This is a genomic window from Paenibacillus sp. JT22N1 (genome assembly GCF_059692155.1).
In genome coordinates this window covers 1-13,100 of the sequence record NZ_JCAUAW010000020.1, presented here as the reverse complement: position 1 = coordinate 13,100, position 13,100 = coordinate 1, and the positions used below count along the sequence as shown (strand labels likewise).

The window sequence follows — 13,100 nt, the reverse complement described above, 5'->3', positions numbered from 1 at the left end:
GGTATAAAAGGCGTTGCGGTTACGAACGATAGGTTTGCTTCTGTTCAAACAAGGCTAGTTATAATAACTAGCCTTGTTCTTTAGTTTTAGAGGTAATTAAAAAAAATTGATCCTTAGGGTGATCTGATGAGTGAAGTAGTCCCTGTTGTTGAGCTTAGCAACATTACGAAGCGGTTTCCAGGAATAGTGGCGAATGATGCCATTAGTTTAAAGCTGATGAAGGGTGAAATTCATGCCTTACTTGGCGAAAATGGTGCGGGTAAATCAACACTAATGAACATTGTGTTCGGACTTTATCAGCCGGATGAAGGTAACATTAAAGTGCAAGGCAAGGAAGTGTTTATTGATAGCCCGAATCGTGCTATCGAGCTTGGCATTGGTATGGTGCATCAGCACTTCAAGCTGGTTCAGCCATTTACCGTAACTGAAAACATCATTTTGGGCATGGAGCCCAAAAAAGGGTCGAAAATTGATTACAAAACAGCGCAAGACAAAGTACGTAAGTTATCGGAGCAATATGGTTTGCGTGTGGATCCAAAAGCGAGAATTGAAGATATCTCCGTCGGCATGCAGCAGCGTGTGGAAATATTGAAAACGCTGTATCGCGGCGCCGATATTCTTATTTTTGATGAACCTACAGCAGTACTAACGCCGCAAGAAATTAGTGAATTGATGGTCATTATGCGCAATCTTGTCCAAGAGGGCAAATCCATCATTCTCATTACACATAAGCTGAAAGAAATTATGGAGATTGCTGATACTGTGACGATCATTCGTCGGGGCAAAGTGATTGATTCATTAGAAATCGCGAAGACCAATCCGCAGATTCTGGCGGAGAAGATGGTCGGGCGCGATGTCTCCTTCAAAGTGAACAAGCAGGATGTGAAGCTTGGAGAACCCGTTCTTCAAGTGCAAGAATTGGTCGCGCGTAACCAGCAGGGTTTGGCTGCTCTGAAAGGGCTTAATTTTGAGGTGAAAGCCGGAGAAATTCTGGGAATCGCCGGTGTTGATGGCAACGGACAGAGTGAATTAATCGAGGCATTAACCGGGCTGCGTTCCATTGATAGCGGTCGTGTACTGCTGATGGGAAGCGATATTACCAACCATACGCCGAGAGAAATCTCCGAGGCTGGATTGTCGCATATTCCTGAGGACCGGCACAAGCATGGACTAGTGCTCGATTTTACAATGAGCGAAAACATGGTGCTGGAAACGTATTTTCATCCTGCGTATAACAAAGCTGGTTTCTTGAATTATGAAGCTATCGATCGTCATGCGGAAGCGTTGATTAAGCAATTCGACGTTAGAACGCCAAGTATCTACAATAAAGCGCGTTCTTTGTCGGGTGGTAATCAACAAAAGGCGATTATTGCCAGGGAAATATACAAAAATCCCAATCTTCTCATTGCCGCGCAACCGACGAGGGGATTGGATGTCGGTGCAATCGAGTTCGTGCATCGTCAATTGATCGAGCAGCGGAACAAAGGCAAAGCTGTTCTGTTGATTTCTTTTGAGCTGGATGAAATTATGAATGTGTCGGATCGCATTGCCGTCATCTATGAAGGACAGATTGTGGGAGAAGTGCTGCCGCAGGAGACGAACGATCAAGAGATTGGTTTGCTTATGGCTGGCAGTAAGCGCACAGAGAAAGGAGCTGCTCATGAATAAGGTTGCTCGCATTTTTACAAGTGAATCAGCGGTGAATCCGATCGTGGCGATTATACTTGGGCTGTTATTCGGAGCACTCGTGATGCTGGCAGGCGGATATAACCCAATTGCCGCCTATGGGGCGCTATTTTCTCGTATTTTCGGTAATTCGTATGATATAGGTGAATCCATTCGTGCGATTACCCCTCTTATTTTGACAGGATTATCCGTTGCATTCGCATTTCGTACAGGCTTGTTTAATATTGGTGCCGAAGGGCAATTCGTCATGGGAATGACGGGGGCCACATTTATCGGTGTCAAATTGACAGGTCTTCCATGGATTATTCATGCTCCACTAGCTGTTATCGTCGGTGCACTTATTGGTGGCTTATGGGGAGCAATTGCGGGTTATTTGAAAGCAAAGCGTGGAGTTAATGAAGTAATTACAACGATTATGTTGAACTGGATCGCTTTGTTCCTGTCGAATTATATCATTAATCAATTTCTTCTAGAGCCGAAGCAGCAGCGCTCCTACATGATCCAAGACTCGGCATCTCTGAGCATCACATGGCTATCAGCTATGTTGGATAATGCGAGGATGCACTGGGGTACACTCATTGCGATACTCGCAGCGATTGTGTTCTATATCATCTTATGGAAAACGAAACAAGGCTACGAGCTGCGTGCAGTTGGTCATAACATCGATGCCGCGAAATATGCCGGTATGAATGTGAAGAAGAACATTATTAAAGCGATGTTTATCTCCGGTGTGTTTGCCGGGCTTGCGGGCGTGTTTGAAGTCCTTGGTGTATTCCACTATCAAGTTGTTTCAGCGGGCTTCCCAGGTTATGGGTTTGATGGGATTGCGGTATCCCTGCTAGGTGCTAACAATCCAATAGGGATTGTGCTCGGGGCTGCACTGTTTGGTGGATTGTCTTACGGTTCAGCAGGCATGAGTTTCGGTGCTGATGTGCCGCCGGAGATTATCCGTATTGTCATCGGTTCAGTCATCTTCTTCGTTGCAACCCAAGGTATCGTTAAATGGGTGCTCATCCCGTTCTATAGTAAACGCAAGAAAGAGAGGGCTACGTAACATGGACCTGCTCACCATGCTTAACGCGTTTTTCATTAAATTTAGTGAACTTATCAACACGACGCTCGTCTATTCGACAGCGCTCATCTTTGGAGCATTGGGTGGAATTTACTCGGAGCGCTCCGGAGTAGTCAATATCGGGATTGAGGGGCTCATGGTTTCCGGGGCATTTGCATCGGCCGTTGGAGCTTATTATGCCGAAGAGGCGAATATGGGTATCTGGTCCCCGTGGATCGGTTTACTGACTGCCATGGTATTTGCGCTCATTTTCGCTCTGATTCATGCGGTAGCAACGATTACATTCAAAGCTAATCAAGTCATCAGCGGTGTTGTGATTAACTTCTTGGCAGCAGGCGTAACGTTGTATTTGGTCAAAGTACTGTTCAATGGTGCTGGTCAAACAGAAACGTTAAATGATGTGTTTTCCAAATGGGAAATTCCGATTTTATCCAAAATCCCGTATATCGGCTATGCTCTCTTCAATGCCTATCCGACAACTTACATTGCTTTAATTCTAGTCGCGGTTACTTACTATGTGCTGTTCAAGACACCATTCGGTTTGCGTCTTCGTTCTGTTGGGGAGCACCCGAGTGCCGCGGATACAGTAGGGATTAAAGTGAAGCGTATTCGTTACATTGCAGTGTTGATTAGTGGTTTGTTAGGTGGACTTGGCGGGGCGACCATTACGCTCACGACAACAAGTGCCTTCTCACATAACACGATCTCAGGTCAAGGATTTATTGCTATGGCCGCGATGATTTTCGGCAAATGGCATCCAGTTGGCGCATTGGGCGCAGCAGTCTTCTTCGGAATGGCGCAGGCGCTCAACAACTTCATGCGTTTGTTCGAATTCTCGAAAAATATACCGCAGGAATTCCTCTACATGCTGCCTTATGTACTGACCATCTTAGTACTCGCAGGCGCAGTAGGTAGGGCTAAAGCACCATCGGCTCTAGGTGAACCTTACGATCCAGGTAAGCGATAAAAATAAAACATGCACTGCTACGGGAGTATTCCCGCGGCGGTGCATGTTTTTTTTTGTGTGTATTATTGTAAACAATTACCAATCAATACGTGTCGGAAAATACAGGGAATATGTCGAAGCATGACGAAATCCCATTCCACTCCATATTTTTCATAACCTATAATATATGACCACGGAAGGAAGAATGCCACAAATGTCTGTTTTACGAATCTTGTTAGGAGCCAAGTCGCTGAAGGTGAAAATGACGCTGCTGCTGCTGGCTGTCTCACTGATCCCTCTTTTGATCTCTATGCTTATTCTTACCTCTCAATCCTCTTCTGTTGTTGAGTCTGACACCAAAGATCAGCAAATGCATCTTGCGGAGCTTAGTACGAGCGAGATCAATGCCTGGCTGAATAGCAAAATTGCGTCTATTCAATCTGTTGCTAAAGCTCATCCAGATTTTATTAATGGTAAAGCCAACACGATCTTACCCGTGCTGAAAGTTATGGCGGAAAGCGATCCGGAAGTGTATCGTTTTGCCTATATTGACCCGCAGGGCATGTCCATTGACACAGCTGGCGATAAGTTGGACGCAAGCAAATTTGATAATTTTAAGAAAGCTACCGTTGATAAGAAAGTATCGGTGTCCGAAATTATAAAGGAGGAAAGCAGCGGCAAAAACATTATCATCATCGATGTTCCGCTCGTGGACGGCAAAGGCGATTTCCGCGGCATTGTGCAATCTTTCCTCTTTCCTGAACAAATGCTGTCCATCATCAATCGCATCAAATTCGGTGAAACGGGTTATGGCTACCTACTCTCACCAAGCGGTACATATCTCGTTCACCCGAAGAAAACGGGGCAAAAACTAGCGGAATCATCCACAGCAGAGAAGATGGATCTTTACAAAAATACGGTATTCAAGGATAAGAGTGGGTATATCCTATACAAAGAGCCAGATGGCCTACTAAAGTCAGCTGCTCATCAAACCATTGATGCCACGGGTTGGAAGCTTATTTTGACCGCCGAGCATTCGGAAGTATTCCAAAAGGTGAGTCTGCTAAAGAAAAATTCAGCCATCATGCTAGCTGTTTCTGCGCTGCTTGTCATTGTACTAGCTATGATAGTCTCACGGATGATGATCCGCCCAATCACGACGATTTCATCCCTCATGCAGCGAGTAGGGCAAGGTGATCTATCTGGTAGATTGAACACCTATGGTGAAGATGAGATCGCTTCGATGCGCAAGAACATTAATGCGATGCTCGATTCTTTCTCCGGTATGATTTGCAAAATATCAGAAGCCGTGTCACATACCGCAGCATCTTCCGAGCAGCTCACTGCAATTGCGAGTGAATCGACGAAAGCTTCCGAACATATCACTGTAGCGGTGGGGCAGGTCGTGCGGTGTTCAGAAGCGAACTACCAGGCATCTGAGCAAATTTCGACAGCTATGAATGAAATGTCATCGGGCGTGCAAAAAATTGCCGAATCCTCCACGAATGTCTCGGAAACAGCACAAAGTGTCGTTCAAGTAGTGGACCGTGGAAACGGGGAAATTCAACAAGCAATTACCCAAATGCGACAGGTCAGTCATGCCGTAGAACATACTGCCGAACTCGTGCACGGCTTAGAGGAGAAATCCGAGCAAATTCGCCAAATTGTAAGCTTTATTTCCGAAATTGCTTCACAAACCAACCTGCTGGCCTTGAACGCATCCATTGAAGCAGCCAGGGCAGGCGAACATGGCAGAGGCTTCGCCGTCGTCGCTAGCGAGGTTAAGAAGTTAGCAGAGCAAACAAGCAGCGCGACCGTGAACATTTCCTCCATTATCGGTGAAACGATTAACGCTACCAAAGAAGCATCAAGCTCGATGCGGGGCGGACTGTCAGAGGTTGAAAAAGGCTCGGCTCTCGTCCAAACGGCGGGGCAAGTATTCCAATCGATTCTCGCCTCGATCCAGCATGTAAACGACCAAATCCAAGAAGTATCGGCTGCATCCGAGGAAATATCAGCCGGAACCGAACAGGTGGCCGCTTCTTCTCAGGAGACAGTGAATATCGTAAAGCAGGCTATGGATGAACTGCAGGCTATTGCCAAGTCGGCAAGTGGGCAGCTGCAATCGATGGAAGAGATCAGTTCCTCCCGAATCGCTTAGCGTGTTGGCGGTCGATTTACAGGACCAAATCAACCGCTTCAAGTTGAAATAAATACTGAGCAAAGCACCTCATCCGACTATCGGTGAGGTGCTTTGTTTTGAATGAATTGAAACGCTAAATTTATTGTGATAATGTGATGCTGTGTACTAGTCATTGGAGGGATTATGATGAGCAAGGTGCTACGTTTTGAAATGCAAGTACCGAATCCAGAAAGTGTGATTCAATTTTATACAGAAGCATTCAATTGGGAGTTTACAAAATTTCCGGGACCTCAAGATTATTGGTTTATTAAAACGGGAAGAAATGATGAACAAGGCATTGATGGCGGTTTAATGAGATCTCCGGATGGAGCGGCTAGAACTGTAAACTCTATTGAGGTTACCTCCATAGATGATTACTTAGCATCGATTGCCTCTAACGGTGGAACGATTGTGGTTCCGAAAATGAGTATGCCAGGGATGGGATATCTCGCCTATTTTACGGATCCTAGTGGAATGATAGTAGGTGTTTCACAAGCGGATTCGAATGCGAAGTAATTGTATGAAGCCGATACTGTTAAAAGCTTGGCGTATCAGCCAAGCTTTTTAATTGTTTAATTTTACATATGTGATCCGCCGCTTGCATCAATCAATTGCCCTGTTATCCAGCGGCTGTCCGAAGAGGCAAGAAAGGCTGCGATATCTGCAACATCTTCAGGTTGCCCCCATCTGTTAAAAGGAGAGAGACCGGCAGCGAACTTCTGCCCACCCGGATCCTGCAATGTTCCGGCATTCATATCGGTATCGATGATTCCCGGCAGGATGGCGTTCACTGTAATGCTGCGATTCCCAAGATGCTGAGCTAAGACGAAGGTGAGTGTGTTGAGTGCACCTTTCGAGATGCTGTAGCCCAGAAAATTAGGGAAAGCCAAACGGGTAACAGCCGAAGATATATTGATGATGCGGCCCTCGTCTCTCAGACGTGACAATGCTTGTTGGATAAGGAAAAGCGGTGCTTTGACATGGATACTCATGACTTCGTCAAAAGATTGTTCCGTCGTCTCTTCAATGGTTCCACCTTGCCCAATTCCGGCGTTATTAACAAGAATATCAAACTGATTACCGCCGGTGTGCTTCTCGAGGGCTTCGTCCAAGCCCACATATAAATCGCGAACGCCGTATACGGCATTCAAGTCCGCACCGAGTGTAAAGGCGGATCCGCCTTTATGCTGAATCTCGCGAACCACTTCCTCTGCAGCATCGTAATTCTTTCCATAATGTACGGCTACAATGGCGCCATCCTGCGCTAGACGCAAAGCAATCCCTCGTCCAATACCCCGACTTGCACCCGTTACTAAAGCGATTTTACCTTTCAGCATGCTCATATCCTCATCTCCTTAAATGTTTTCATGTTTAGTTTTATCACAGGGTGGCATTCGAAATGTTGCTCTCTCATTCAGGATTCCTGCCTTGTGAGGGGATTGAGGAGTACAGATATTGTCTGTTGGTACCCAAGTCTGAGCATGCTTCAGGAACTGCGTGAAGGGTTTTATCTGATGCTTGCGAGGGTGGCGAAACGTTGGCTTGAGCTCGGTATTCAGCATGAAATTATACTTCTATTGGAATTTTCCAATGGAATTAGCATTCAGGCTTTGAAATTCACGAAGTGGGAGCTGAATATTACAAATATGACTTTTAGGACAGCCCCTTCTGTATGGTGAAGTTATCTACACGAACTTTGATTCAGCGATACCTTATGGTAGATTAAAATCAAAGCGATTTAATTTGATTCCGATACTCGCTTGGCGAGACACCGTACCAACGTCGGAATTGCTTAGAGAAGTACAGCGGATCGTAGAAACCGACGGATGATGCGATCTGTTCGATGGTGAGCTCCAGCCGTTCTCGAAGCAGCAGACGAGCTTTATCCACGCGCAGTTTCAGAAGAAACGTAACGGGTGTTACCTTGGTATGGCGCTTGAACATGCGCGATAAATACGCGCGGTTGTAGCCCAAACTCTCGGCCATCAGCTCAATGGTGATAGGCTCGGCGTATTGGGTGGACAGGTAGTGAATCGCTTGCTGCACGATGCGGTCACTCTCGGCTTCCGTGACCACGCCGGCTAATGTGGAAGCTGATAATGTTTCACAGTATTCACCGAGCAACAAGTGTAGATATCCGATGGATTTCAGCTGTGCGTTCGCTTTTTTGGATCTTAAAGCTTGCTGAATATGGCGAAAAAGAACAGGGATGTGGCGGTTGCGTTTCATATGGATTATGGGCTGCAAGGGATTCACTCCTGTTGAGGTGACTAACGCCGCGGCCTGCGTACCTGTAAAAGCGATCCAGCAATAATGCCACGGATCTATCTCATCGGAGACATAGCTTATGAGCTGTTCAGGTTCGATGACGAAGCTGTCTCCGGCGCCAAGCTCGTACTCTTCGCCTTGCGAAGAGAATACCCCTTTACCCGATATCACATAATGGATCAGATAGTAGTCGTATACTTTGGGGCCTAACCGATGCTCAGGTTTCGTCTGACTCTCACCCGCAAACAGCACGGTTATTTCACTCTCCTGGGAAGGCAGTGGATTCGAAACAACGTAATAGCTCTCTGACTTTGGCATGCCTACTCATCATCTCCGATCGAAGCATCTTTATATACCATCACTTTATCATAAATCCAATAAAAAAGTAGTGAGCTTGAGATCACATTTTTCCATGTGGAAATAACATGCCTCCATAGCCAATCACGCGTTCTTCTCGTATACTGAAGTTACAAAGATACCAAACATAAACGACTCCATCATCCTCAGATGACGAGCGAAATCACTTCTAAAACCACTAAAGGCGGTGCCAGAATGGCAGACTTGCAAGCTCTAAAAAACACGTTTATTGAAATTTACGGGAATTCTACAACGGCAATTTCGGCTTTTCATGCTCCAGGTCGGGTCAATTTGATCGGTGAGCACACGGATTACAATGGCGGTTATGTTTTCCCGGCAGCGTTAACGTTCGGAACAACTTTGATCATTCGTCCAAGACAAGATCGTGTAATTGGATTTGCATCGACAAACCTGGCACTTCGCAAACAAATTTCCATAGATGACTTGTCCTATCAAGAAGAGGACGACTGGATCAATTATCCGAAAGGGATCTTCGTTCACTTAGCGAAAGCAGGTTTCCCTGTCACGCAGGGTTACGATCTTTTGTTCCACGGTGAAATCCCGAATGGTGCCGGACTTTCGTCCTCGGCTTCTATTGAAGTCGTTACAGCTTTTAGCTTATTAACACTTGAAAAATATCCAATCGATACCGTGAAAATCGCACTGCTCGCTCAAAAAACAGAGAACGAATTCGTTGGCGTCAACTGTGGCATTATGGACCAATTCGCTGTAGCCAATGGCAAAAAAGATCACGCGATCCTGCTCATGTGCGACACGCTTGAGTATCGCCATGTTCCTTTTCAAAGCGGCAGCTATAAGCTGGTTATCGGAAATACGAACAAACGCAGAGGTCTGGTAGACTCCGCTTACAATGAGAGAAGAAGCCAATGCGAGCAGGCTGTGACCTATTTGCAAAAACAGTTTCCTTCTATTACTTTGCTCGGTCAACTGAACCTTGCGCAATTTAACGAATTCAAACATCTAATTCCAGACGAAACCGTTCGTCGCAGAGCGCAGCATGTTATTGAAGAAATTGACCGTGTTCTGAAATCCATTGAGGTGCTGGAAGCGAACGACCTTGAATCCTTCGGAAAGCTGATGATCGGGTCCCATGACTCGCTTCGTGATCTTTATGAAGTAACAGGGGTAGAGTTGGATACGATGGTTGCCGCAGCACTGAAGGTTCCGGGTGTGTTTGGGGCACGTATGACAGGCGCAGGTTTCGGTGGATGCACGGTTTCCTTAGTTCACGAGGACAGTGTACAGACTTTTATCGATCAAGTGGGTAAAGAATATACGGAAAAAACAGGCCTGACACCAAGCTTCTACGTTTGTGATATCGGCAATGGTGTCGAACAAGTCGGGGAGGCGTTATAAATGGCCATTTTAGTAACGGGCGGAGCAGGCTATATCGGATCTCATGCGGTGGCGGAGCTGGTTGCCAAAGGTGAAGAAGTCGTAATCGTTGATAATTTGCAGCAAGGGCACAGAAACGCAGTGCTTGGGGGCAAGCTGTACGTAGGTGATTTGCGCGACGGCGAATTTCTGGATACGGTTTTCACAGAGAACAGTATTGATGCTATCATCCATTTTGCAGCGAATTCGTTAGTTGGCGAAAGCATGACCAATCCTGCGAAATACTATCACAATAACGTTTACGGAACGCTTTGCTTACTTGAGAAAATGACGCAATACGGCGTGAAGAAAATCGTCTTCTCCTCTACGGCTGCCACGTATGGTGAGCCTGAAAATATTCCAATCCTAGAAAGCGACCGTACTTTGCCGACAAATACGTATGGCGAGACGAAGCTGGCTATGGAAAAAATGATGAAATGGTTCGACATAGCGCATGGTATTAAATATGTATCACTTCGCTATTTTAACGCAGCTGGGGCTCACGCCGGTGGCAAAATCGGGGAGGATCATAGCCCAGAGACGCATCTGATTCCTATCATTCTTCAAGTGGCTCTTGGTCAAAGGCCGCATATTTCCATCTTCGGAGAAGACTATGCAACAGAAGATGGTTCGTGTGTACGCGACTACATTCATGTTAGCGATTTGGCAAGCGCCCATGTTCTTGCGGTTGAGAAGCTGCGTGGCGGAGCCGAAAGCAATATTTACAACCTAGGCAATGGCACAGGTTTCTCGGTCAAAGAAGTCATCGAAATCGCCCGTAAAGTAACCGGTCATGCAATTCCTGCCGTCATCGAACCGCGTAGAGCCGGTGATCCAGCAACGTTAATCGCCTCCTCGGAGCGCGCAAGAGCTGAGCTAGGTTGGAAACCAACACGCGATTCCTTGGAATCCATTATCGAGAGCGCGTGGAACTGGCACCAAAATCATCCGAATGGGTACGAAGAGTAGAGTAGAGCAGGGAAGAAAGTGCAGAACGGAGCTGAACAGAGGCTTGTTTTGTAGAAAGGAACGTGGCACATGGAACGGACAGTTAAAGCATCGCAGCATGCAGCGTTGACCATAGAAAGGCTCCTTCAGTTCGCTATGCAAAATGGGCTGATTGAGCAACTTGATATATATACTTCTCGCAATGCTTTACTTGATTTATTCGGACTTGCTGAACCTTATCTAGGAGAAGTTCCGACAGAGAGATTAAGCAGTCCGGTTGTACTGCTTGAAGAACTGCTCGATGCAGCTTTCAAGGCAGGCCTCTTGGAAGAGAATACGACAACGTACCGTGATTTGCTGGACGCGCGGATTATGGGGCTTTTGATGCCTCGTCCATCCGAGGTTGTGCATCAATTCTGGAACACAGCTAAAACAACGAGCGTTGAGGCGGCGACGGATTACTTCTACAAGCAATCCATCGATTCCAATTACATTCGAATGGATCGCATTCAGAAAAATGCCTATTGGTTGGCCGAAACAACGTATGGCGATCTTGAAATCACGATCAACCTTTCCAAACCGGAGAAAGATCCGAAGGAAATTGCCCTGCTCAAAACGCTGCCGCAAAGCAGCTATCCTTTATGTCTGCTATGCGCGGACAACTTAGGGTACGCAGGCCGTGTGAATCACCCGGCGAGGCAAAATCTACGTGTCATTCCGTTGGAATTAGATGGCGAGAAATGGTACTTCCAATATTCGCCGTATGTGTATTACAACGAGCACAGCATCATTTTCCATGAGAAACACATCCCGATGAAAACGACGGCGCACACGTTCTACCGTTTGCTGGACTTCATCGATCAGTTCCCACATTATTTCATCGGATCGAACGCGGATCTGCCGATCGTAGGTGGTTCTATTCTGAACCACGACCATTTCCAAGGCGGACGCCATAAATTCCCGATGGAAAAAGCACCAAGTGAGAAAGCATTCTCACATGCTGAGTTTGCCAGTGTGAAGGCCGCCATCGTCAAGTGGCCGATGTCAGTACTTCGCCTGAGCGGGCACAACAAGCAGCAGCTTTATATGCTTGCGAGCAAGCTGCTCGAAGACTGGCGCGCCTACAGTGATGCGGAAGCAGACGTCCTCGCCTTCAGCGAGAAGGACGGACAGTGGGTCCCGCATAATACGATCACCCCGATCGCCCGCAACAATGCACGGGGCGAGTACGAACTTGACCTGGTGCTGCGAAACAACCGCACCAGCGAAGAGCATCCGGATGGGATTTTCCATCCGCACCAGCACTTGCACCACATCAAGAAGGAGAACATCGGCTTGATTGAGGTTATGGGGCTGGCGGTGCTGCCAGGCCGCCTGCAAGAGGAGCTGGCGGATATCGCCAAGCTCCTCACCGGCGAAGCCGCATTCGGCCGCGAGATCCGCGAAGAAGCCAACCATCCGCTGCATAAGCATGCGGAATGGATCGAAGCGCTGCTCGCGAAGCATGGCGCTGCGCTGCCGCAGGACGGAGCCAATGCGGTGCTGCAGTCGGAAGTCGGCAGCAAGTTCATGGACGTGCTGCTGGACGCAGGCGTGTTCAAGCGTGATGAAGCCGGGCAAGCGGCTTTTGGACGGTTTTTGGCGGCTGCGGGCTTTGCGCAGCTGTAATTTGGAACTCCCTGGTCAATTTGATCGGGGAGTTTTTTTGTCAACTTATAAGTATTTATATTTTGGGGGTTAGGGGTAAGCAATGAAGCTTACCTTAGTTAGGATAGTTAGCTAGAGATTTTTGCTAGTCTAAGTGAGATTATGGATACGCATAATTACTTGTAAGTAACTATGTTTTTCTAACGTTTTGTTTCTGGTTTTTTGAAAAATTGGAGAATTAGAGAAGTAAGTTGTACTGCGTACAACAATTTCCTTGATTTCTTCTTGAATAGCTCAGGATGTTGTATGCTATACAACAATTTAGCTCTTTTATAGGCTGTAGAGCTACTTTAGACTAAAAGTATTGTATTTTTTGCAACATTCGGTTGGAAAACGTGGATTAGCTTGCCTAAAGTTGTACAAAGTACAACTTCACACGGATAAGTATGCGAATGTTTCAGCATTACGTCACTTGGGTAGATTGTTTTGGCTAGGCCCCCTAATTCCGGAGTCTTCCCGTTAAAAAAACCAATTTTCGTAAGATTGCTTCTATTTGCAAACAATTACATCGCTTTATAGAATATCGATCGGTCCTCCAG

General features: G+C 46.6%; 11 protein-coding genes. 9 read left to right on the top strand and 2 right to left on the bottom strand.

All coding sequences use genetic code 11. From position 1 onward, the window contains the following. Positions 1-126: 126 nt before the first annotated feature. The 5 genes from AC58UU_RS30580 to AC58UU_RS30560 all read left to right on the top strand — a co-directional run bounded on the left by AC58UU_RS30580 (position 127) and on the right by AC58UU_RS30560 (position 6,402). Positions 127-1,668 (top strand): ABC transporter ATP-binding protein, encoded by a 1,542-nt coding sequence (locus tag AC58UU_RS30580; protein ID WP_497321188.1) that lies wholly within the window; start codon positions 127-129, stop codon positions 1,666-1,668. Further along, the gene (locus tag AC58UU_RS30575; protein WP_497321187.1) at positions 1,661-2,740 is read left to right on the top strand and encodes an ABC transporter permease; all 1,080 of its coding nucleotides are present in this window, start codon (positions 1,661-1,663) and stop codon (positions 2,738-2,740) included. Before AC58UU_RS30580 ends, AC58UU_RS30575 begins: the two co-directional genes overlap by 8 nt. A gap of 1 nt (position 2,741) precedes the next feature. Next, positions 2,742-3,725 carry an ABC transporter permease gene (locus tag AC58UU_RS30570; RefSeq protein WP_497321185.1) on the top strand — a complete coding sequence of 328 codons (984 nt, stop codon included), beginning with the start codon at positions 2,742-2,744 and terminating at the stop codon, positions 3,723-3,725. Between the two features lie 193 nt (positions 3,726-3,918). After that, on the top strand, positions 3,919-5,865 hold the full coding sequence (locus tag AC58UU_RS30565; protein WP_497321184.1) for a methyl-accepting chemotaxis protein: 1,947 nt from the start codon (positions 3,919-3,921) through the stop codon (positions 5,863-5,865). 168 nt (positions 5,866-6,033) lie between these two features. Beyond that, entirely contained in the window at positions 6,034-6,402 is a 369-nt protein-coding gene (locus AC58UU_RS30560; RefSeq protein WP_497321183.1) for a VOC family protein, read from the top strand. Positions 6,403-6,464: 62 nt separating this feature from the next. On the opposite strand, the gene AC58UU_RS30555 is transcribed toward AC58UU_RS30560, so the two are convergent. Next, a complete protein-coding gene (locus tag AC58UU_RS30555) occupies positions 6,465-7,229 on the bottom strand; it encodes an SDR family oxidoreductase (protein ID WP_497321182.1) in 765 nt (254 codons plus the stop codon). Positions 7,230-7,367: 138 nt separating this feature from the next. Here AC58UU_RS30555 and AC58UU_RS30550 point away from each other — a divergent pair, with 138 nt between their 5' ends. Then, on the top strand, positions 7,368-7,565 hold the full coding sequence (locus tag AC58UU_RS30550; RefSeq protein ID WP_497321181.1) for a hypothetical protein: 198 nt from the start codon (positions 7,368-7,370) through the stop codon (positions 7,563-7,565). A gap of 49 nt (positions 7,566-7,614) precedes the next feature. Here AC58UU_RS30550 and AC58UU_RS30545 read toward each other — a convergent pair whose 3' ends face one another. Further along, entirely contained in the window at positions 7,615-8,472 is an 858-nt protein-coding gene (locus tag AC58UU_RS30545; protein ID WP_497321180.1) for an AraC family transcriptional regulator, read from the bottom strand. A 234-nt stretch (positions 8,473-8,706) separates the two neighbouring features. Between AC58UU_RS30545 and AC58UU_RS30540 the strand changes: the two genes are divergently transcribed. The 3 genes from AC58UU_RS30540 (at position 8,707) to AC58UU_RS30530 (ending at position 12,522) form a co-directional block, all read left to right on the top strand. Continuing rightward, positions 8,707-9,888 carry a galactokinase gene (locus tag AC58UU_RS30540; RefSeq protein ID WP_497321179.1) on the top strand — a complete coding sequence of 394 codons (1,182 nt, stop codon included), beginning with the start codon at positions 8,707-8,709 and terminating at the stop codon, positions 9,886-9,888. Then, positions 9,889-10,875 (top strand): UDP-glucose 4-epimerase GalE, encoded by a 987-nt coding sequence (galE, locus tag AC58UU_RS30535; RefSeq protein WP_060648625.1) that lies wholly within the window; start codon positions 9,889-9,891, stop codon positions 10,873-10,875. Positions 10,876-10,944: 69 nt separating this feature from the next. Then, positions 10,945-12,522, top strand: a complete 1,578-nt coding sequence (locus AC58UU_RS30530; protein ID WP_497321177.1) for a UDP-glucose--hexose-1-phosphate uridylyltransferase — start codon at positions 10,945-10,947, stop codon at positions 12,520-12,522. Positions 12,523-13,100: the final 578 nt, after the last annotated feature.